Annotated in this window: 17 protein-coding genes and 1 pseudogene; 9 read left to right on the top strand and 9 right to left on the bottom strand. The window is 42.2% G+C overall.

Annotated features, from left to right (window positions below):
- Positions 1 to 84 precede the first annotated feature (84 nt).
- Positions 85 to 678, bottom strand: coding sequence for a TetR/AcrR family transcriptional regulator (locus tag CHA01nite_RS02645; protein ID WP_146939664.1), 594 nt, complete (start codon positions 676 to 678; stop codon positions 85 to 87).
- A gap of 249 nt (positions 679 to 927) precedes the next feature.
- Here CHA01nite_RS02645 and CHA01nite_RS21000 point away from each other — a divergent pair.
- From CHA01nite_RS21000 to CHA01nite_RS02665, 5 genes and pseudogenes are all read left to right on the top strand, one after another.
- A pseudogene (locus CHA01nite_RS21000) lies at positions 928 to 1,320 on the top strand (DUF6597 domain-containing transcriptional factor); the annotation flags it as partial.
- A 44-nt stretch (positions 1,321 to 1,364) separates the two neighbouring features.
- Positions 1,365 to 1,550 (top strand): helix-turn-helix domain-containing protein, encoded by a 186-nt coding sequence (locus CHA01nite_RS21045; protein ID WP_373869012.1) that lies wholly within the window; start codon positions 1,365 to 1,367, stop codon positions 1,548 to 1,550.
- A gap of 426 nt (positions 1,551 to 1,976) precedes the next feature.
- Positions 1,977 to 2,348, top strand: coding sequence for an NADPH-dependent FMN reductase (locus tag CHA01nite_RS02660; protein ID WP_228458323.1), 372 nt, complete (start codon positions 1,977 to 1,979; stop codon positions 2,346 to 2,348).
- A complete protein-coding gene (locus CHA01nite_RS20915) occupies positions 2,349 to 2,474 on the top strand; it encodes a hypothetical protein (RefSeq protein ID WP_262712130.1) in 126 nt (41 codons plus the stop codon).
- Positions 2,475 to 2,540: 66 nt separating this feature from the next.
- Positions 2,541 to 6,452 (top strand): DUF7948 domain-containing protein, encoded by a 3,912-nt coding sequence (locus tag CHA01nite_RS02665; protein ID WP_146939667.1) that lies wholly within the window; start codon positions 2,541 to 2,543, stop codon positions 6,450 to 6,452.
- Between the two features lie 41 nt (positions 6,453 to 6,493).
- Here the strand turns inward: CHA01nite_RS02665 and CHA01nite_RS02670 are convergent, their stop codons facing one another.
- The 6 genes from CHA01nite_RS02670 to recQ form a co-directional block, all read right to left on the bottom strand.
- Positions 6,494 to 7,318, bottom strand: coding sequence for a CvfB family protein (locus CHA01nite_RS02670; protein ID WP_146939668.1), 825 nt, complete (start codon positions 7,316 to 7,318; stop codon positions 6,494 to 6,496).
- 370 nt (positions 7,319 to 7,688) lie between these two features.
- A complete protein-coding gene (gene lpdA / locus CHA01nite_RS02675; protein ID WP_146939669.1) occupies positions 7,689 to 9,092 on the bottom strand; it encodes a dihydrolipoyl dehydrogenase in 1,404 nt (467 codons plus the stop codon).
- A gap of 119 nt (positions 9,093 to 9,211) precedes the next feature.
- Positions 9,212 to 9,568 (bottom strand): DUF2489 domain-containing protein, encoded by a 357-nt coding sequence (locus CHA01nite_RS02680; protein ID WP_146939670.1) that lies wholly within the window; start codon positions 9,566 to 9,568, stop codon positions 9,212 to 9,214.
- A gap of 139 nt (positions 9,569 to 9,707) precedes the next feature.
- On the bottom strand, positions 9,708 to 10,052 hold the full coding sequence (locus CHA01nite_RS02685) for a hypothetical protein (protein WP_170234669.1): 345 nt from the start codon (positions 10,050 to 10,052) through the stop codon (positions 9,708 to 9,710).
- A gap of 76 nt (positions 10,053 to 10,128) precedes the next feature.
- Complete coding sequence (locus CHA01nite_RS02690) at positions 10,129 to 11,211, bottom strand: glycosyltransferase (RefSeq protein WP_146939672.1); 1,083 nt, start codon at positions 11,209 to 11,211, stop codon at positions 10,129 to 10,131.
- Positions 11,212 to 11,533: 322 nt separating this feature from the next.
- Positions 11,534 to 13,738, bottom strand: coding sequence for a DNA helicase RecQ (recQ, locus tag CHA01nite_RS02695; protein ID WP_146939673.1), 2,205 nt, complete (start codon positions 13,736 to 13,738; stop codon positions 11,534 to 11,536).
- A gap of 156 nt (positions 13,739 to 13,894) precedes the next feature.
- Between recQ and CHA01nite_RS02700 the strand changes: the two genes are divergently transcribed.
- The 4 genes from CHA01nite_RS02700 (at position 13,895) to CHA01nite_RS02715 (ending at position 20,126) form a co-directional block, all read left to right on the top strand.
- A complete protein-coding gene (locus CHA01nite_RS02700) occupies positions 13,895 to 14,854 on the top strand; it encodes a KpsF/GutQ family sugar-phosphate isomerase (RefSeq protein WP_146939674.1) in 960 nt (319 codons plus the stop codon).
- A 224-nt stretch (positions 14,855 to 15,078) separates the two neighbouring features.
- The gene (tatC, locus tag CHA01nite_RS02705) at positions 15,079 to 15,906 is read left to right on the top strand and encodes a twin-arginine translocase subunit TatC (RefSeq protein WP_174771804.1); all 828 of its coding nucleotides are present in this window, start codon (positions 15,079 to 15,081) and stop codon (positions 15,904 to 15,906) included.
- Between the two features lie 544 nt (positions 15,907 to 16,450).
- Positions 16,451 to 18,079 carry a M1 family metallopeptidase gene (locus CHA01nite_RS02710; RefSeq protein WP_146939675.1) on the top strand — a complete coding sequence of 543 codons (1,629 nt, stop codon included), beginning with the start codon at positions 16,451 to 16,453 and terminating at the stop codon, positions 18,077 to 18,079.
- Between the two features lie 190 nt (positions 18,080 to 18,269).
- Positions 18,270 to 20,126: a M61 family metallopeptidase gene (locus CHA01nite_RS02715; RefSeq protein ID WP_146939676.1), complete on the top strand. Its 1,857-nt coding sequence runs from the start codon at positions 18,270 to 18,272 to the stop codon at positions 20,124 to 20,126.
- A gap of 439 nt (positions 20,127 to 20,565) precedes the next feature.
- On the opposite strand, the gene CHA01nite_RS02720 is transcribed toward CHA01nite_RS02715, so the two are convergent.
- The gene (locus CHA01nite_RS02720; protein WP_228458324.1) at positions 20,566 to 21,720 is read right to left on the bottom strand and encodes an ATP-binding protein; all 1,155 of its coding nucleotides are present in this window, start codon (positions 21,718 to 21,720) and stop codon (positions 20,566 to 20,568) included.
- Positions 21,721 to 21,729: 9 nt separating this feature from the next.
- Entirely contained in the window at positions 21,730 to 23,100 is a 1,371-nt protein-coding gene (gene dacB, locus CHA01nite_RS02725) for a D-alanyl-D-alanine carboxypeptidase/D-alanyl-D-alanine endopeptidase (protein WP_146939677.1), read from the bottom strand.
- Positions 23,101 to 23,148 lie beyond the last annotated feature (48 nt).

The following is a 23,148-nucleotide window of genomic DNA, read 5'->3' on the forward strand; positions in this document are numbered from 1 at the left end:
TCGTTTATTATTTTAATGGAATTGTTGTAGCTGTAATTTATTTCTAAAGGACGGATCATTTAAAAAAATACTTTAATCTTTTTATTAATTTTTAAATAACATATTCAGGATAATCCCTTTTCTTTCGGAAATGATTTTATCGAATTCCTTTTCACCGATCATCAGGTTTTCCATCAGCAAAGGCCGTACGGCGCTCGGGAATACCAATAAAGAAATCATGTTCAGAAGAAACTGGATGGGCTTCATTCTTTCGATATTTCCCAATTCCATTTCCAGCTCGATATCTTTATACAACTTTTCCAGCTCACCCTGCTCGATATCTTTTTTATGACAGTTTCCTTTGTTGATCTGTGAGACAATGTAAGTCTCAAGGTACGGATACTGGAGACTGGTAGACAGGCTGCTTTCGATAAACCGGCTTATTTTCTCCTTGAACGGCAGATCTGAATTCATGATGATTTCGGATTTTTCATGCTCCACTTTGTGCGCTTCGTCAAAAATAATCTGAATCAGATTATCCCTCGAGCGGAAGTAGTAATTGATCAGGGTTCTGTTGACCCCGGCCGCATCAGCAATCTCCTGGGTGGTGGCATCGAATTTCCCTTTCACAAAGAATAAATTCTTCGTGGTTTCCTTGATGAGTTCCTGTGTCTGGTCTTTTTTGATTTGATTTGACATTTTTGTTAAACAACTTTGTGCAAATTTAAATCAATCAAACGTTTTGACAAAATTGTTAAACAAAATTATTAAGGAAATTATTATGATATGCATCAGGTTTTTTCTATTGGTCTGGATTGATTTGTTTGAAGTAAATTTGTTTTTGAGAAAACCTGTCTATGAAACATCTTCAGCTTTTGCCCTGCCCGGAACTCCGACTTTATGTCTGCCGTTTTATAGACTGCAAGCAGTGAAGGATGGCAGGGTCAGCAACCATTCAGGATATTTGAAGACGGAAATGCAGGGCTGGTTTTCCACGAACATCAGGATTCATTCTCAGGGAATAAGGGCGAATTTCTTCCGCAGCTGTTCGTTCACGGGTTAACGGCCCGATATACAGGCGAGACAGCCATCAGGCCTTTCCGCAATCTGGTGGTATGTTTCCAGCCTTATGCCCTTACAAGTATTTTCGGCATTGATGGTTCCGAACTTACCAATACCTACGCCGATCTTAATTTTTATCTTAAAAATGAACTGGCGGAAAAGCTTTCCGGCACAGACTCTTTTCTTGCCAGAACAAAACTGCTGTCAGATTTTCTGCTCCGCCGGATTGCCGATAACAAAAACAGGTTTCCGGTATTCACTTTATTACTGAGACTCTAAAGAAGGATCACCATGTTTCGTGTCTTAAAAACCTATGTTCGGGCCTGAAAATTTCCGGACGTTCACTGGAAAGGATCATGCATTCTTACACAGGGATATCACCGAAGCAATTTTCCAGGATTTCCCGGTTTCAGTCTGCCCTCACCTATCTCATCAACACTCCGGTGTCAAGGCTCTCGGAAGTGGCCTACGCTTTCAGCTACTCAGACCAGTCCCACTTTTATCCGTGATTTCAGAGAATTTTCGGGAATATCGCCCAAACAGTTTTTGAAGCACAGGTATCCACTCATAAGTTTCGGACCGGATTTTTTTGAATAGTTGTCGGATTTATTCTCTTTTCATAGGATCCGCCTGTCGTTTCTTTGCCGGAAAAAATTATGGAACAGTCACCGTTCAAAATCGGTATCATTACAGGCAGCTTGCGAAAGGATTCATTTTGAGCCTGTTTAAAATTTTAATTCATCAAACTTTCCGTCATTTCTCTTAATTTTCTGAATTAAATAAACTTTGTTTATTCTTCACTTTAATACGATGATTTCAATTGACTTAATTGAATATTGCCGGGCAACCGACATATTGATTTTTTAAGCTAAAATGCCTTAAATTCTTAATGTTAAAATATAAAAGGTAAATTTAAACAGGCTCTTTGTTTAAAAATGGCGCATTGCCTAATGAAGCTTTATCCTTCCTTTATCTATCAGCTGATTTCGCTGTACGACATCCCTATCTATAATGAGGATCTTGAAACCGGTGCTCCTCCAACGGGCTGGAAAAATTTCAGGGAGTCCGTTCGGCAACAGGATACCATCCTTTTTATCACTCCGGAATACAACCGACCGGTTCCTGCGGTTCTTAAAAATGCCATCGACGTCGGTTCCGCTCCACACGGCCGGAATGTATTCCATCGGAAACCCGCCGCTGTCATCAGCCTTTCTCCCGGAAAAATGGGAGCTTTCGGAGCGAATCATCATTTACGCCAATCCCTGGTATTTCTCAATATGCCCGTTATGCAGCAGCCTGAAGCATAAGTGGGAGAAAGCGGGAAACTTTTCGACAGAGAAGAAATAATAGCTCATCAGGCAACAGAAGATTTCCTGAAAGAATTTATGGAAGAGTTTGAAAAATGGGTGGCGCCTCACCTGGGCTACCGATAATATTAATTTTAAATTCATCTCCGCAATCTTCCTGTTTTATTATCTTTGCCGGAAATTTAGTAACCGATGCGAAAACTCTTTTTTCTACTCAACATCTTCTGTTGTATTTCTATCTTTTCACAGAAAAAAACTCCTGAAACGAATGATTATTTCTTTTATGAAAACAAAGGCCAGATTGTAGACCAGGACGGAAAAGATAATCCTGATGTAAAATATCTGTTTCACTCAGCAGGATTGAATGTACAGCTCAGGACTTCGGGATTTTCTTATGATGTATACGAAACAAAAAAGACCATAAATCCAAATTCATCCAAATTAAAAAAAGACGGAGCAATCGATGGCAGAACCTTTCAGGAAGATGAATTTTTGTACGAAAACCAGTTTCACCGGATTGATATTGAGTTAATAAATTCAAATAAAAACGCATCTGTCGTTGCCGAAGGTAAATCTCCGGATTACAGCAACTATTACAATGTTCCCGGCAGATCTAAAGGGATAACATCCGTTCACCGGTTCCGGAAGGTGACCTATAAGAATATTTATCCCCATATTGATCTTGTATTTTTTAAGCCAAAAGACACTTTGAAGCCTGTTGAATATAACTTCATCATCCAACCCGGAGGAAAGATTTCGGATATTAAAATGAAATTCAATGGAGCACCCACTGCAATTAAGGATAAAAAGCTCCTGATGAAAGTGCGTTTCGGTGATTTGTTTGAAAGCATCCCAAGCAGCTGGATCGAAGGCAGCAGAAAAGAAAATATAGACGTTTCATTTAAGGATTTTGGAGGCCAGGTTTTCGGATTCAATGCACCTGTGGAAACCGCTGATCGGAAAATCGTTATTGATCCCATACCAACTAGAATATGGGGAAGTTATGCGGGAGGAAACGGTGATGATTACGGGGGTATAAAAACGGACATCCAGTCAAGAGGATATGTCTTCGGAACAAGCAGCAGTTATAATAATATTGCGACATCAGGAACCTTTCAGCAAAACCTTTCTCTTGGATTCGATGCATTTATTATGAAACTTACCAAAGACGGTCAAAGGCTCTGGGGTACCTATTATGGTTTTAATATGACTGACGTGTTTCAGGATGTAGATTTTGATGAAAACTTTAATATTTATGCAGGAGGAACTGTTGAAAGAGGGTTAAACAATACGAATATAGTAGTTGTAAAATTCAACAGCAACGGAAATATGGTTTTTCAAAAAGAATTTATATCCAGCAGGAAAGATAAACTTTATACCATCTCATATAATCAAAACGAAGTATTTATCGGTGGCGATGCTTTTAGTTCGGATTTTCCTACCGTCAATGCAATGCAGCCTTCAAAGACCACTCCAATAGGATATACTGATGGTATTCTGGCCTCAATAAATGCAATTACGGGAATTGTAAACTGGGCAACCTATTTCGGAGAGAGTGACGGTTCTACTTCTATTTTTGAAATTATGTCTTCGTCGGACAATCTGGAAATCATAGGAGCGACCCAATCGGCAAATATCCCAATGGTTAATGCATTCCAACCACTGAAAGGAGGCGGTTCAGACGGTATTTATATAAGGTTGTCAAGATCAGGAAATACTATTCTGAAATCAAGCTATTATGGAAATGCAGGCGATGAATTTGTTGTAAAAGGAAGAATTGTAAATAATGTATTGATTCTCCCGGGAAAATATTCAACTCCCGCTTTCCCACTGGGTCAGCCCGGAATCTGGAGAGTCAGTTTATCTAATCACACGATTACAAAAAATTATTTTAATTTCAATGGAGATCCTCAGTTATTAGCTTATCCCGACGCATCCGGAAACGTATTTTTTACAGGACTTCATTCCAATGGACAGCCTGATATTTCAACACCCGGAGCTTATATGGGAATGCCTTCTCCATATATCTCTACTTTCTTGATTAAATATAATCAAAATGACATTAAAGAATGGGGAACATATTATACCGGAAATGGAGCGACACAGCAAGGAATGGCAACAAAAGATAATGAGGGAGCCATTTATCTGACAGGAATGTCAAGTGGAAATACAACAGGAATTGCAACCTCCGGAACATTCCAACAATCGAACGGTGGCCTAAATGACATTTTTATTGCCAAATTCCAGGATTGTACCTCTTCCGCAGTTATTTCCTCCAATTCCCCGGTCTGCATCAACTCTACGCTGCAACTGAATGCGTCAGGCGGTGCAGTGTACAACTGGACCGGACCCAACGGATTTACTTCTACGCTACAGAATCCGTCAATCCCCAATGCAACGGCTGCCAATTCCGGAATATACACCTGTCAGGTATCCGGAACCGGAAGCTGTGACGGAAGTTTTACCGTAAATGTAACGGTTGGAGACACCGTTGCACCCGTTCCGGCTTCAGCCATCCTTCCCAACATCACCGGAGACTGCCATACCGTGGTTTCAACCATTCCGACAGCAACGGACAACTGCGCCGGAACCATCACGGCAACTACAACGGATCCGCTTTCCTATTCCTTACCGGGAACGTATGTGATCCACTGGGCGTATAATGATGGAAACGGAAACATGACGACACAAAATCAAAATGTAACGGTAACGGCTCCTGCACTGCCGGCTACCCTGAATACCCAACAAACCTTTTGCGCAAGCCTTCATCCTACCCTTGCCGAGATCCAGATTACCGGGCAGAACATCAAATGGTATGATGCAGCGGGCATTCTTTTACCAATAATAACACCGCTGGTCAACGGGCAGACCTACTTTGCTTCACAAACCATCAACGGCTGCGAAAGCAATAAGCTTGCAATTCAGGTAACGGTACACAACACACCGGAACCAACGGGAAATCCGGTTCAGGATTTCTGTATTTCGGCTGCTCCGACTTTGGCCAGCCTGACAATTACAGGAACTTCACTGAAGTTTTACGATGCCACCGGAAACATTTTGCCGCTGACCACTCCGCTTGTGGACGGAACGACTTATTATGTAACACAGACCCTGAACGGCTGCGAATCGGAAAAGCTTTCGGTCATGGCCACTCTTTCGGCCAACAATGTTCCGGCTAATGACTATTCCGTGACTTTATGCAATACCAGCACGGGAAGTTCTATGAATATTGATTTAACGACCTATCAACCGGATATCATCGTTAATCCGGGAAGTTACACCTTCACTTATACGGACAATTCGGGAAATCCGATCTCCAGTCCGGCAAACTATCTGTTAAATATCGGATCAACGGTAATTCACGTTAAAGTTTCCACGCCCGACGGATGCTTTAAAATCGTAAGGTTAAATATCGCTTTGAATCCCAGGCCAAAATTAAGCCTTCCGGAAAGGATCGATTTCTGCAAAGGGAAAACAGTAACGCTTGATGCCGGAAGCGGCTATGCCTCTTACCTGTGGAGTACCGGGGCAACTACGCAGGCGATTACGGTTTCCGCTCCGGGAAATTATTCCGTGGCAGTGACGAACAGCTTCGGGTGCCAGAGTACGGGCAATATTCAGGTAAGCTACACGGTTTTACCGGAAATCGTATCGGTGAACGTAAGCAATAATTCTGCAACGGTGATTCTTTCCGCAACAGGAAACTTTGAATATTCACTTGATAATTTTACGTGGCAGGATTCCAATATATTTACCAACCTGAAAATCGGGGAATATCTGGTTTATGTAAGGACAAAAGGAGGTTGTATCATCGGCCAGAAACCTTTCTCCATTTTCAATATCCCCAATACCTTTACGCCAAACGGTGACGGCTTCAATGATCACTGGAAAATTGCCGGACTGGAAAATTATCCGGGAACTGAGGTCAATATTTACGACCGGAGAGGACTTCCTGTTTTCAAAGAGGTCATTTCTAAAAAACCATTGGTATGGGATGGCATACTGAACGGAAGCCAGATCCCGACAGGAAACTACTGGTATACGATAAAAGTATCGGACGGCAGGGTGTATACCGGCTGGCTGCTGATCAAAAACAGAGAATAATATAAATAAAAAACGAACGGAAATTTCCGCTCGTTTTTTATTTAGAGTAAACGAATCTTATCGTCCAGGATATCGATGATCTTATCTTTATAGAGTCCTCCGATGGCCTTTTTAAAGTTCTTTTTGCTCATCTGCACCTCATCTTTGATTTCTTCCGGTGAAGACTTGTCTGAAAGGTGAAGCAGTCCGTAATTCTCTTCCAGTCTGTCTAAGATTTTCTTTTTGAATTCATCGATGTTTTCAAATCCTTCGGGCTGCAGGGAAACATCGATTTTACCGTCTTCCCGGATGGCCTTGATGTAGCCGGTTTCTTCGGAAAGAGGATATAATTTTTTGAAAACATCGGAAGCATAGATCAGCCCGATGTATTTTTTGTTGATCACAACATTCCAACCCAGTTCGCTTTCATTCATCATGATCAGTTCCACTTTGTCGCCTTTCTCAAAAGGAAGATCCTCGTATTGCGGGTTTCTTTTAAATTTGGTGGTTCCGGTAATCAGTCCCAGCTCTTCATCGATATAGAGATGTACCAGATATCTTTTGCCTTCAATGATTTTAGTTTTCTGCTGCTTGTACGGGATAAAAAGATCTTTAATGATTCCCCAATCCATAAAAGCACCGCTCGGCAGGCTCTGTACACAGCTCATTACGGCGAATTCATCTACTTCCGCCAACGGAATTTCTGTAGTGGCTTTTAATTTACCGTCATCCTGATAAACGAAAACTTCTATTTCATCATCAATTTCCTTATCGTCCTGAGTGAAAATTTTCGGCAGGAAGGCTTTTTCACCGGATTCGTCCGTAAGGATCCATCCTGAGTTGTTTTTTTCTGAAATTTTTAAAGTCTGGGTTTTTCCGATTTGCATGGATGATAAAATTAGTCGACAAAGGTACAGAAAATAATTGCAAATTTGAAAGTGGGAGTGTTTTAGCGTTTTGGAGTAACCCTAGTTGTAAATCAGAAATCGTTCAAAATACCTGAAAACGGAAGCTGGATCCTGGAAGTTTCTTTTATAAGAATACTACTGACAGCCTTTACTATTAAATGACTTTATCTGTAATTTTTCAGAGACAAACTTTATTTAAAATTTCAACTTTCTCCTAACTTTCTATTTTTAAATCACTGAAAACCAATAAATACCATGGAATTTCAGATTAATTTTATAAACAAAATAAGACTGCCAATAATAATGACAGTCTTAATTTTATATTAAATGATTTAATTTTAAATCTGCTTTACATATGAATCGGTCTTTTCGCCGTGGCATCCAATGCCGCTTCTTTGATCGCTTCCGCATACGTCGGGTGAGCGTGTGAGCTTCTGGCAATGTCTTCTGCGCTGGCCCGGAACTCCATGGCAATAACTCCTTCTGCAATAAGGTCGGCAGCTCTTGCTCCGATAATATGCATTCCCAAAACTTCATCGGTTTTTTCATCTGCGATGATTTTTACCAATCCGTCTACATCGCCGCTTGCCCGGCTTCTTCCCAAGGCTCGCATCGGGAAAGAACCTACTTTGTAAGCTACTCCTTCTTCCTTCAGCTGCTCTTCGGTTTTGCCTACTCCGGCAACTTCCGGCCATGTATAGACCACTCCCGGAATCAGGTTATAATTGATGTGCGGCTTTTGTCCGGCCAGGGTTTCAGCAACGAAAACCCCTTCTTCTTCTGCCTTGTGAGCCAGCATGGCCCCTTTGATCACGTCTCCGATCGCATAGATATTAGCCACGTTGGTCTGAAGATGGTCGTTAACTTTTACTCTTCCTCTTTCGTCAAGCTCGACACCGGCTTTTTCAAGGCCCACCCCGTCCGTGAACGGTCTTCTTCCTACGGAAACCAGGCAGTAATCGCCTTCTACGACTAATTCTGCTCCTTTTTTGTCTTTGGCTGTAATTTTTACGGTATCCCCGTTTCTCTCCACTGCAGAAACTGCTGTGGAAAGCATGAACTTCATGCCCTGTTTCTTAAGAACTTTCGTTAATTCTTTGCTCAAGGCACCATCCATTCCCGGAATAATTTTATCCATGAACTCGACTACGGTCACCTGGGCACCTAATCTTAAGTAAACGGAACCTAATTCAAGTCCTATGACCCCTCCACCGATAACCACCAGGTGCTTAGGGATTTCTTTAAGGTTTAAAGCTTCCGTGGAAGTGATCACCCGCTCTTTATCAATCGTAATGAAAGGTAAAGAAGACGGTTTGGAACCGGTAGCGATGATGGTATATTTGGATTCGATCGTTTCCGTAGAACCGTCGTTTTTCGTTACTTTGATCTGGTTGGCGGATTCGAAGCTCCCTACTCCTTCAAAAACAGTAATTTTGTTTTTGTTCATCAGGTAGCTGATCCCGTCCGTATTTTGTTTGATCACCTCGTTCTTACGCTCGATCATTCTGGCAATATCCGCCTGTGGCTCATTGATAATGATTCCGTGGCCCGCAAAATGATGCTTGGCGTTCTCAAAATGTTCGGAGCTGTCTAAAAGTGCTTTCGACGGGATACATCCCACGTTCAGGCAGGTTCCGCCCAAAGTCGGGTATTTTTCAATAATTGCTGTTGTGAAACCTAATTGCGCGGCGCGGATTGCAGCAACATAACCACCAGGACCGGAACCGATTACGGTAACATCGAATTGACTCATGTTATTTATGAATTTGTTTATTTATTATCTCTTTAGTTCTTACAAATTTAACGATTAATTGCCATACCCCCAAGTGAGTTTTGTCAAGTTTTAAAAACGGCGCATGGCTTTATAAAAAATCAGCAAAAATCTTTGATATTTTTAAACTTCTCAATGATCTCACCGCATTTTTCAGCAAGAGCATCCATATATTTTTCATCGACCCGTTTTAACCTTGCGTCAAGCCTGTCTAAGAATTCTTTGCTGTACAGTTTCCTTTCATCCCCGATCGGATAAGACTGAATCTCACTGTAATAGCTATTGAATATACTTAGATCAATATTCTCCAATTTTTTAATATCGTTGATTCTGCCCAAAAGATAATTCATCTTAAAGTATCCCGAATGGATTTCGATCTGATTGCTAAGAATTGCAATGGCATTTGACCGTAGTTTCTTTATAAACCGGTTACGTTTTAATTCATCAGATTTATTCATTACATTTTGCAGTCATAAAGTAGTAAATCGAATATCATCTGATATTCAAGACTCTTGGCAAATAAATCCTGTCGGGAAACTTCCTGCATCCAGCACCCCTCTTCCAGCCTATTTCTTTGAACTCCTGTAAAAGTCTAAATTAAATATCAATTTTCCCGGCGCCAAATGCTGTCGTATTTCCAAAAAATTCACCTCCGTAGACATACCATTCGAGGCTTTCAATGTATCCCAACGCATTTTCAGGCGTAATCTGCGGGCGGTCTTTCTTGGAAACCATTCCTTTGTACCATTTACCGGATTCGGAGGTATGGTCTGCATGAAAAGCATACCGGATCCATATCCTCTGGCAAAGCTTGCACTGCTGAATGCTTACTTCGGCATTTTTTCCGTGGGTCTGATCAACACCCAGTGCTGAAGTTCTGAATTCGGTATAAGATGAAGTGGGCTTTTCACACGCACATCCTAATTTCTGCATTTTAATCATGAATGAAAATTGATTTTTTTAAATAATTGAAAGCACCAAAAATAAGAAAACAGATCCCGGCAGGCAAACGGAACAATTACCGCTTTACGAGATCCAGCAAAACTTTTTCGTACTGATCCAGAATAATCTGTTTTGAAAACCTGGATTTTATGCAGCTTTTGATAGCTTCCGGATCATGGTGTTCGTGCAGGACACTCATGATTTTCTGTGCGAAATCTTCATGGTTCCCGATATCGGCAATTTCCCCGTTGATGTTCTCCAGAATAATCTCATTGATCCCTCCCGGACAGTTGTTGGCCAGAGAATAGGTTCCGCAGGCGCCGGCTTCCAGCAATACATTCGGAAAGCCTTCATATCTTGACGAAAGAATAAACAGATCGGCATGTTTCAGAAACCGGTACGGGTTTTCCTGCCTTCCGTGAAAAATAACGTTTTCCAATCCTAAAAATTCTTTCATCTGATGCAGCAGATCACGGTCCTGTCCGTCACCCAGAATGTGGAGCATCACATTTTCATTTTTAAGCCTGGAAAATACTTTTAACAGGTTATCGAAGCCTTTTCGAGATGAAAGGTTACCGATGGCCACTACATTTTTATAATTGTATTTAAAAGTTTCCGGTTTGTCTGCATCGGTAAGCTTTTCCTCAATAAAATCAAAATCTACCGGATTGTTGATTTTGATGACTTTCTTCGGTTTAATCCTGAAATTCCGGGTAAGATCCTTCAGCATATCATCGCTTTGGGCAATGATCCTGTGATAATTGTTGTAAAAATTATAGAAGAATTTTATTTCTTTCCGCGTCACGTGCTGAGTCACCACATTGGTTTCGCGGGCAATGAATCTGGTGTTGGGAAAAAGCCTGATGAATAAAGACAGGTATGCGTTCACCTCACCAAAACCTGAAAACACGATATCCGGTTTCCTGCGATAGATTTCTGCCAGAATTGGCTTTAACGAATGCCTGATTCTTTCCGTATTGAGGTCGATGACTTCCACATCTTCTCTGAGGAAATTAAGATAACCTCCCTGCTTGCGCAGGAGCAAAATCTTAGGCTCAAACCGGTCCCTGGAAAGATGGTTCGCAATGGTGGTTACGATCCTTTCGGCGCCGCCGGTTTCCAGGTCAGGCAGGATAAATATAACAGAGATCTTTTTCATCCCTGTAAAATTAGTAAAAAGTTTTGGTAACCTTTAAACCAAGCTGCTCAAAAACAGAAATAATTTCACTCATCTTTTCAACGCTCAGATAAACATATTCATCTTCTTTAAAACTCATTCCCGATTGGTGAAAGAATGAGAATGGTTTATCACTTCTGCCAAAAATACCTTCCGGCTCTCCAAATATGATATTACTGAAATATAACGAAGTCCGATCTTTTGCTATTCAATGGTAGAAAAAAAGAAATTGCCAGATAAAAAAAAGAAACTCTTCCGGGGAAGAATTTCTTTTAATATGATTTCGTTATTATTGAGCACTACTTTAGTTGGCGACATCGCTGATGAATTTGATCCTCAACATCCTTACTTCTTCATCGGAAAGCTCGTCCCCGAATTCGTCCAGCAGCACCTTCATGCTGTCGCTTTCGGATTCGTTCATAAATTCCATGAAGCCGTCCACGATATCTTCGTCAAAATTATCTTCGATGTAATAGTCGATATTCAGCTTGGTTCCCTGATATACGATGCGCTCCATCTCCTTCAGCAGTTCGTCCATCGTAAGGTTTTTCGCTCTGGCAATGTCTTCCAGGTCGATTTTCTTATCGGTACTCTGGATAATGAAAACCTTATGGCTGGATTTGTTGGCCACCTGCTTCAGCACCATATCCTGGGTACGCTCGATGTTGTTCTCTTCCACATATTTACTGATGAAGTCGGCGAATTCTTTTCCGTATTTCTTGGCCTTTCCTTCGCCTACGCCATAGATTTTGGCGATTTCATCCACTTTTACCGGATACTGAACCGTCATGTCTTCAAGACTCGGATCCATAAATACGGTGTAAGGCGGAATGCCGTGCTTCCTGGCCACTTTTTTCCTTAGCTCTTTCAGCTGGTTGAAAAGATTCTGGTCCAAACCTCCGCTGGACTGCATCTGCACCTGATCGCTTTCCGCTTTGGTCTGCGAAAGATCGAATTCCCGGTCTTCCGCAATCATAAACGAATGCTCCAGCTTTCCGTCCAGAACCAATCTCCCTTTCTCTGAAATTTTTAAAACACCGTAGGTTTCTATATCCTTCAGTAAAAAATTCTGAACCGTTGCCTGTCTCAGCACCGTTTTCCAGTGGTTATCCTTCTCTTCTTTCCCGAATCCGAAATAAGGGCTCTGATCCAGCTTATAGGATTTGGTAACCGCCGATTCCTTTCCTGCAATTACGCTGATAAGATCTTTCGACTTGAATTTTTCGCCGGTATCCCTGATGAGTTCCAGAACTTTTTTCAGATCATTAGTCGCATCTTTCAGCTTCGGCGGATTTGAGGAATTGTCGCACATTTTGGCACCGTCTCCGTTTACCGGATCGAAGTTTTCCCCGAAATAATACAGAATGTACTGCCGCCGGCTCATGGAAGTTTCGGCATAGCCCACAACTTCATTCAACAGCTGCAGTCCGATTTCCCGTTCGGAAACGGGCTTCTGGGCAAGGAATTTTTCGAGCTTTTCAATATCTTTCGGATCGTAGTAAGCGACACAATGGCCTTCTCCGCCATCCCGTCCGGCACGTCCGGTTTCCTGGTAATAGCTTTCCAGGGATTTCGGGAAATCGTAATGGATCACAAAACGCACATCCGGCTTGTCGATTCCCATTCCAAAGGCAATCGTTGCCACAATCACATCCACTTCCTCCATCAGGAATTTATCCTGATTGGCTACCCTTATTTTCTGGTCCAGACCGGCATGGTAAGGAAGCGCGTTGATTCCGTTCACCTGGAGGAGCTGTGCAAATTCCTCCACCTTTCTCCGGCTCAGGCAGTAGACAATACCCGATTTTCCTTTGTGACGGCTGATAAACCGCACGATTTCCTTATCGACGTTTACTTTCGGCTGTACTTCATAGTACAGATTGGGCCTGTTGAAACTTTCTTTGAAAACCAGGGCATTGGTCATCCCCAGCGTTTTCTGGATATCATCCTGGACTTTTGGCGTTGCCGTTGCCGTGAGGGCAATTACCGGTACGTCGGCTATTTTATCGATAATGGACTTCAGGTTCCGGTATTCCGGCCGGAAATCATGTCCCCATTCCGAAATACAGTGCGCTTCATCAATGGCACAGAACGATATTTTTACATCTTTCAGAAAATCAAGGTATTCTTCTTTGATCAGTGATTCCGGAGCCACATACAGCAACTTGGTCTTTCCTTTTTTTATATCGTCGAAAACCTGTTTGGTCTGGGTTTTGTTGAGTGATGAATTCAGAACATGGGCAACCCCATCATCAGATGAAAGACCGTTTACCGCATCTACCTGGTTTTTCATCAATGCAATCAGAGGCGATACCACAATGGCCGTACCTTCCGAAATAAGTGCCGGAAGCTGATAACAAAGGGATTTCCCACCGCCCGTAGGCATCAGAACAAAGACATCTTTACCATTCATAAGGTTTTCGATAATCTTTTCCTGCTGGCCTTTAAAGGTGGAGAACCCAAAATATTTTTTTAACTCGCCTGATAAATTGGCTTTTTTTGCGCTCATCTAATTTTCAATTGCTAAATTTGCATCTAATCCAAAGTTATGAATTTTTCGCTTAAAATAAAAGCGAACGAATTTATAAAAAATAAAATTTATATTAAATATCCTTTTTAGACAGAACGTTTTCAAAAGGCATTTTTATATACCGATAAAATGATAATGGAAAGAGCCGACCTAATTTCAGTTGCAAAAAGTACCCTGGAAATCGAAATTGCAGAACTTCAGAAACTATCCTCAAGACTGGGTGATGACTTTATAAAAGCAGTCGAAATTATTCACTCGGCAAAAGGAAAGCTTATTGTGGTAGGAATCGGTAAATCGGCACACGTAGGCAATAAGATCGTGGCCACTTTAAATTCTACGGGTACGCCTTCCCAGTTTTTACATGCTTCGGAGGCCCTTCACGGAGACCTTGGCGTTATCCAGAAACAGGATGTGGTCCTGTGTATATCCAATTCCGGCAATTCCCCCGAAATCGTGAATCTCGTTCCTTATTTAAAAGACTATTCACATGCTCTCATCGGCATGACGGGAAATCCGTCCAGCAAACTGGCGGAATTTTCCGACCTTGTCCTGGATGCCCACGTTGATACGGAAGCCTGCCCGAATAAACTGGCCCCGACGAGTTCCACCACCCTGCAGATGGCGCTGGGAGATGCTTTAGCCATTGTTCTGATGGAGATGAACGGGTTCAGGGCGAATGATTTTGCCAAATTTCATCCGGGAGGCAGCCTTGGAAAGAATTTGATCTCAAAAGTGGACGATTTCCTTTCTTCACAGAAACCGCAGGTGATGGAAAATGCTACCGTAAAAGACGTAATTATCTCCATCAGCAGCTCCAGGCACGGGATTACCGTAGTAACTGAAGAAGATGCAATCATCGGGGTGATTACCGACGGAGATCTGAGAAGAATGCTGCTACGGGAAGAAGACATCTCAAAAGTCCTGGCCAGGGATATCATGTCTGCCAATCCGAAAACCATTGAAAAAACAGCACTGGCCAAGGAAGCCATGCAGATTTTAAAAGACAACAATATCGGCCAGCTCGTGGTAACGGAAAACGGGAAATATTTCGGGATCATCGATCTGCATAAGTTGCTGGACGAAGGGATTATTTAGTATAAACCCAAAGCAGAAACCTTATTGATCGGATGAAAGAGGAAAGATGGATGCCGGAGAATTCTTTTTCAATAATATGGCTGAAAGTCTTTAAATATCAGTTGTCTCGCTGTATCCTTTATCTTTTTTTCCGATTTGGCAAATAAACTTCCATCTTCGTGCCTTTGACATCCCACTTTAGTAAAACTTTTTTCCTAAATTTGGAATCTTAAAAATATTATTCTGTGAGTGATGCTAAAGACATGTCCTTCTGGGGGCATATTGGCGAACTGAGAGGCCACCTCATCCGTTCAATCCTTGCCATAGTGGTTGCTGCGATCGTTATCGGTTTCAATATCAACTGGATTATGGATCATGTTTTCTTCGGTCCTACCCGAAATGATTTTGCAACTTTTGAAGTCGTCAACCATTTTTCCAAAATGATTTTGGGCGAAGACAGCATCCATCTGCCGAAAGATTTCCCGGTTCGGGCCAGTAAGCTTTACCAGCAGTTCAACGTCATGATGGCCGTTTCCATTTTCGGCGGAATTGTTCTTGCCTTTCCTTATATCGTATGGGAACTGTGGCGGTTCATCAGTCCGGCTCTGCATCCCAAAGAAAGAAAAAATTCCTTATTCATCATCAATTCGGTATGGATGTTATTTATGACCGGTGTTTTATGCGGGTATTATCTGATCCTCCCTTTTGCCGTGAATTTCGGGGTGATTTTCAAGATATCGGATATTATCATCCCTTTATATGACCTCAGCGACTATACGACACTTTTTCTGCAGGTTGTCCTGGGAATGGGGGTTATCTTCCTTTTCCCGGTACTGATCTATTTCCTGACAACGATCGGAATCCTTACTCCGATGTTCATGAAAACGTACCGTCGCCACGCGATTGTTCTGATCATGGTGGTGGCAGCAATTATTACTCCCGCAGATGTGCTCAGTATGATGATGGCGGCATTACCGTTGCTTTTATTATATGAATTCAGCATCATCATGTGTTCTTATACCTATAAGAAAGTACAGAAAGCAGCGGCCAATCTTCCGGTTGTCCAGAAATAATTTTACAGCTATAAATTAATATATTCCCGCAGATTTCCTGCGGGATTTTTTATGAAGATGATTGATCTCTGATTAAAGACTACGAAAATTTTTCAAATTAAAGCTGATTTTCTGCCGTATGCTTTGTTGGAATCGCCAAGGACCGAAGATGATGGAGCAGGCAATGTTTTAAGGCGCAAAAAAAAAGTTGTGACTGCCAAATTTTCATGCTGTGGATATTAAATTCGTACCACTTTTTATAACATCAATCAGAGATCTTCAACTTTATCAAAGATAAAATCCTTTTTCGTCTTTAGCCATATAAAGTATTTAAAACCTTTCGGGCCCTTGCGTTTTCCAACATGAATTGCCATATCAGATTGACTGTTGACCGTTCAGTCGCAAAGCAAAATTGACAGGCGGAACGGCTTGACCATTCACTATTCCCCATTCGCTTTCCGGAATGTAACAAAACTTCAGATTTCCCGTCTTATTAAAGAGATTTGATCTGGGCCTGGTTCAACATCATTAAATTCTTTATTTTAGTCCATTAATTTTATTTCAGATGAAAAAAATTTCATATACGCTTTTATTTGTTTCGGGACTGGCTTTCGGACAGTTTTTTGAAAAAGACAAGTTATTTACCAAACAGGATACTTTGAAAGGTTCGGATACCCGGTTCAGGAATTTCTGGGATGTCAAAAAATATGATCTTTCCGTAGAACCTGATTTTGCGACAAAGAGCATCAGGGGAAGCAACATCATCAGCTTTGAGATCACGAAAGACATTACCAACCCTACTTTCCAGGTTGATCTTCAGCAGCCGATGAAAGCAGATAAGGTAGAGGTGAATTTTCCGATAACAAATTACAGTCAGGACGGTGATTTCATCTGGATCAGAGCCAATAAAAGTTTTAAAAAAGGGGAAAAATATACCATTAGAGTTGCCTATTCCGGAAATCCTGTCATTGCCAGGCACGCACCGTGGGACGGAGGTTGGGTATTTACCCGGGATGAAAAAGGAAATCCTTGGATGAGCCCCGCCGACGAAGGCATCGGCGCTTCGATCTGGCTTCCGGTGAAGGACATCTGGAGTGATGAACCCGACAACGGCATCGTAATGAAAATTATTACGCCCAAAGATCTTGTAGGCGTAGGAAACGGAAGACTGATCAGCAAAAAGGCGGAAGGCGATAAAATGGCTTACACCTGGGAAGTCAAAAACCCGATCAATGCCTATTCCATCATTCCGAATATCGGAAAATATGTGAATTTCAAAGATACCTTTGACGGAGAAAAAGGAAAACTGGATCTGGATTACTGGGTGCTGGATTATAATCTGGATAAAGCTAAAAAACAGTTTCAGCAGGTAAAGCCGATGCTGTCGGCTTTTGAATACTGGTTCGGCCCTTATCCGTTTTATGAAGATTCCTACAAACTGGTAGAATCTCCTTATCTTGGGATGGAACACCAGAGCAATGTGGCTTACGGAAACGGTTACCAGAACGGCTACCTGGGAAGGGACCTTTCCGGGACCGGCGTCGGACTGAACTGGGATTTTATCATCATCCATGAAAGCGGCCATGAATGGTTTGCCAATAATATCACGGCGAAAGACCAGGCGGACATGTGGATCCATGAAAGCTTTACCAATTATTCCGAAGTGCTGTTCACCGAAAAGTACATGGATAAAAAATCGGCTGATATTTATGCTCAGGGAATCCGGGATATCATCCTGAACGATACGCCCATTATCGGAAAATACGGGGTAAGAAACGAAGGCAGCGGCGATATGTATCCGAAAGGGGCAAGCATGATCCATACCATCCGCCAGGTCATCAATAACGATGAAAAATTCAGGCAGATCCTCAGAGGCCTTAATAAAGATTTCTATCATCAGACCGTAACCACCGCGCAGATTGAAAACTATATCTCTAAAAAATCGGGAATTGATTTTTCAGGCGTCTTCGACCAGTATTTAAGGACGACCGAAGTTCCTGTTCTGGAATACTCGCAAAAAGGGACTGAACTGAAATTCCGGTATACCGATACGGTGAAGAATTTTAAGCTTCCGGTTATTGTTGAAGGCACTACCATCAACCCCAGCGGGGAATGGCAAACCGTACAATTAAAGAAGGGCACTCCGGTAGAATTCAATAAAAATTATTACATCAGCTACAAAAAGGTGGACTAAATGAGACCTGGAAACCGTGAAATGGCATTTTTCTTTTTACATACCTTTAATTTAATACTCAAAACAAATAAATTAATCTGCTGATAATTAAAATTTTAATGAAAAGTAAGGTTTAATTTAACAAAGTTTAATACACCTTTCCGTAACAAAACCGATCTTTCAGCAACTATTTAACTATAAATTCAATTTAATGAAAAAAACAGCTTTGAGCCTGGGTATCTTAACCGCTTTTATGGTGAATGCCCAATCTATAAAAACCACCATCGACCTTGTTCAGGTAAAGGACGACAAGGTGCCGGTAACCATGGAATTCCCGAAAATGAAATCCGGTGACGTCAAATTCCATTTTCCAAAAACCGTTCCGGGAACCTATTCCGTAGACGATTACGGAAGGTTTGTGGAAGGCATCAGATTTATGGATAATAAGGGGAAGGAAATTCCTTTTACCAAAGTCAATGACAATACTTACGCCCTTAAAAACGCCCAGAATTTAAGCAAAGTCACTTATCTGGTCAATGACAGCTTCGATGACGAAATGGATGAATCCAGGCACAAAGCCGTGTTTTCGCCATCCGGAACGGATATCGAGGCCGGAAAAGTATATCTGATCAATACCCATGGTTTTATCGGTTACATCGATAATATGCAGGATGTTCCTTATCAGCTGATCATCCAGAAACCCAATGATTTTTATGGAACAACCGCCTTGGTCGATCAGGATAAATCCGAATCTACGGATACCTATACCCTGGCCAATTACGCTAAGGTAACCGATTCTCCGCTGATGTATACAAAACCGGATTATATCACCTTCAACGCAGGAGGTATGGATCTGGTACTGGGTGTTTATTCCCCGACCGGCAAATACAAAGCGGCCGATTTTAAAGAAAATCTTGAAAAAATGGTGGTTGCGCAAAAGAAATTCCTGGGTGACATGAACACCAATAAAAAATATGCGATCATGCTGTATCTGGCAGGTGCGCAGGGTCCTCAGATCAAAGGGTTCGGTGCTTTGGAGCATCACGAATCCACGAGCGTTGTGCTTCCTGAAATGATGCCCAAAGAAGCCATTGATAAAACGCTTACCGATGTGGTTTCCCACGAGTTCTTCCATACGGTAAATCCGCTGAAGACCCATTCCGAGGAAATCCATTATTTCGATTATGCCGATCCGAAAATGTCGCAGCACCTCTGGATGTATGAAGGCGGTACGGAATATTTCGCCAATCTTTTCCAGATCCAGGAAGGCCTTATTACCAGGGATGAGTTTCTTCAGAGAATGAGTGAAAAAATCGCCAATTCCAAAAACTACAACGATACCATGCCTTTTACGGTCATGAGTAAGAACGTTCTTAAAGATGAATATAAAGACCAGTACCGGAATGTCTATGAAAAAGGAACCCTTCTGGCAATGTGCCTGGATATCGAACTGAGAAAACTGTCGAACGGGGAAATGGGCTACCGCGACATGATCCGTAAGCTTTCCCAGCGTTTCGGGGAAAACAAGCCGTTTAAAGACGATCAGTTGATTGATGAGTTGGTTACTGTTACGGGATATCCCCAAATCAAGGACTTTTATGGCAAATACATTGCGGGCAGTCAGCCGACCCCTTACGCCCAATACTTAGATATGGTGGGTGTGGAAATCAAAAAACAGGAAACGCCGCCGATTTTCTGGTTCATCAGAGATCCGCAGCAGACGGGTTACGATGAAAAGGATAATGCGTTTGTGTTTGATGAAAGCTCTGCCCAGTCGGCTTTCGCCAAAAGCATCGGCCTGAAAATCACGGATAAGATCGTTGCCCTGGACGGAAAAACCATCAATGTCCAGGATATCCAGTCTTTCATTGCATATTCAAGAACGATCAAGGAAGGGCAGAATGTAACTGTAACCGTCTTAAGAAAGAACGGTGACAAAACCGATAAGATGGACCTTAAAGGAAAAGCGGTTCTGGATAAGATGACGGTTGAAACGCTTGCATTTAAAGCGAACCCGACTCCTGCTGAAAAGAAACTTCAGGAGCAGTGGCTGACCGGGAAAAAATAATTTGAAGTACAATAAATTCAGTAAAGCGGGGAAATTTTTTCTCCGCTTTTTTTCCGGCTTTATTTAAATTAACGTGAATTCGAGCTATAAACCGTACTGGGGTTTTAATGATCATGGAGTCTATTTCCAGTCTATTTAGACTATTTCATAAAGGTTACCGGCGGCGTAAAAATCCTTCGAGAGCCTCAGGATGACACAATGCTACCAAATGAAATTGCAGTCTTTTAAAATGACGAATTATGTTTATTTCAAGCAGGGTTGCATTACGCGCTGTCAGGCTGAGTTCTATCTAAAATTCTGACCGATTTAGTCTTAATATTATTTTCGAATTAATTAAATAGCTAAATGTAAGCGTAATACGGTGAAAATATTTATAAATATGCAGTTTAATTAAAGGCAGCAGCATCGGTAAAAATTCCTGTTATAGGTATGACAAAAACTATACTTTCCGGATAGTGATTCTGAAGGTCGTTCCCTTTCCTACTTCCGTCTGTGAAATTTTGATGTCTCCGTTGTGGTATTCCTGGATTACCCTTTTGGCCAGAGACAACCCGAGCCCCCAGCCTCGTTTTTTGGTGGAATAGCCGGGTTTGAAGGCGTTGGCTGCCTGCTGTTTTGTCATTCCGCTTCCGGTATCCTGTACCTGCACTACGATGCTTTTGTTCCTTTCAATAACGGTCATCGAGATCGAGCCTTCCCCTTTCATGGCGTCGACGGCATTTTTTACGAGGTTTTCGATCACCCAGCTCATCAGGATTTTATTATGGGGAACCGAGATGGTATGATTCGGCAGATGCAGTCCGAAGTTGATCTTTCTGGAAATCCTTGTTTTTAAATAGTCATAATTTTCCTGAATGGTGGCACTGAAATCCCGGTCGTTAAGTTCGGGAACGGAGCCTATTTTTGAGAACCTTTCAGAGATTGTTCTCAACCGTTCGATGTCTTTTTCAATTTCGTGGACGCCTTCGGAATCCGGAGTATCCAGCTTCATGATTTCCATCCAGCCGATCATGGAGGACAAGGGCGTTCCGATCTGGTGTGCCGTTTCCTTGGCAAGCCCGGCCCAGAGATAGCCTTCATCCGTTTTTTTAATGGTCCTGAAAAACCAGAAAGTAAATCCGAAATAGGAAAGAATGAAAAGCCCGAGAATATACGGGGAATACTGCAGGTTGTTCAGCAGGCGGGAGTTATCGTAATATACGAACTGCTTGTTTCCTTTCAGGATGTTGATTTCAATGGGAGGATAACTCTTCGCCATTTTCTGTGCCAGCGCAATGATCTTTGCCGAATTGTTTTCAATATCCTGCGGAATATTTTTATGCTCGATGATCTGCCCGCTTTTATCCAGAATGATCAGCGGAATGGTGGTATTGGAGCTGTAAATCTGCAAAAGCAACGCCTGAATTTCCAGGTTGGGATTTTCCGTTTCCTGCTGGAATTTTAGGGCACTCACCAGGATGTCTACCCTTCTCACCTCTTCCTTACGTAGAAAATTGATCAGAATCGTTGACGCAATGACGGTGGTCAGGACAACAATGGTCATCAGGGTAAAAATGATCCAGTTATTCAGTCTTGCAAATAAGGATTTCTTCAAAACGTTGATTTATTTTAAAACATTCAGGATCTTCTGCAGTTCCGCACCGCCGCTGCCCTGGTAATTGTTGATGATGATTGAAAACACATATTTCTTCCCTTCTTTTGAGGTATGGAAACCTGCGTAGGATTTGGTATCCCTCATGGTTCCGCTTTTCATTTTGATGCCGTTATCCTGGGTAGGGAAACCGTCATAATACGTTTCGAACCAGGACTGTTTTTTAGCATACAGCAAAGCCTGGACTTCTGCTTTTGCCGAAACATAATTCTGTGGGGAAAGCCCGCTTCCGTCGGCGAAATTGATCATCGCCGGATTGATTCCCTTGCCTTTCCAGAATTCTTTCAGGTAGGCAACCCCCGTCTTAAAGCTTGGATTCCCCTTCTTTTTTTTGGCTAAAGTTTTAATTAACGTTTCCCCGTACATATTGATGCTCTTTCTTAAAAACCAGTAAACGATTTTGTCTAAAGTCGGCGATTCATACGTTAAAATGACGTTCTGTTTCGGGAATTCCAGAGGTTTCTTTCCCTCAATTTCAAGCTGGGAATTCGTTACCACCTTCCCTGCAAGATCGATTCCTGATTCTTTCAGCCATTGCCTGACTTCCACGCCCAACTGCAGAGGCGGATCGGGAACAGCTCCGGAGACCGTCACCGGCTTTGAAGGCAATGTTCCGTTAATCAATGCAACATCCGAATGCGGTGCAGTGAAAATCAGGCTCTGATCGGAGCTTCCGCCTGCTTTCAGATCGTTCAGCCAGTTGACGCCTTCCAGAGGATAGGAGAAACTTTTGAATTCCGTTCCGTTAATGTGGATATCGAACTGGTTTTCACGCCAGTTGACGCCCCAGACGCCGGCGCCGTAATAGTTTCCAAGATCGTCCCACGGCCACCCTCCCGGAATGGTCTGGTGGTCGAAATACGAGTCGTCAACGATCAGATCTCCCGAGATCTTTTTGATACCGGATTTTTTTATCGCTTCTATAAGCTTCTGCTTGAAATTTTCCGGTTTATACGACTCGTACCTCCAGCTTCCCAGGGTAGGATCCCCGGTTGAAGTGACGAACAGGGTCCCATTCAGGGTCCCGTTGGAAAGGGTTCCGGAATAGGCTGATGTTGTTTTAAAAGTATAATTCTTACCCAATCCTTCCAAAGCCGCAGCTGCCGTGAATATCTTCTGCGTCGAAGCGGTGGAAAGGCCTTTATTTCCCTGGTAATCATAAACCGGATTCCCGTTTTCATCCGAAACATAAAAGGATAAATTGGACGAAACCGCACCGGAGGATTCCATCAGGTTCTTGGTGGCAGTATCCAGTTTTTGGGCAATATTCTGCGCCAAAACCATTTGGGTTGAAAGGAGAAATATTGGGAAAACGTTTTTCATGAAGGATTGTTTATTCAAATATAATTTAAAATTACGGTACTTCCGGCC

The sequence above is a fragment of the Chryseobacterium hagamense genome (genome assembly GCF_007991455.1).
GTDB lineage: Bacteria > Bacteroidota > Bacteroidia > Flavobacteriales > Weeksellaceae > Chryseobacterium > Chryseobacterium hagamense.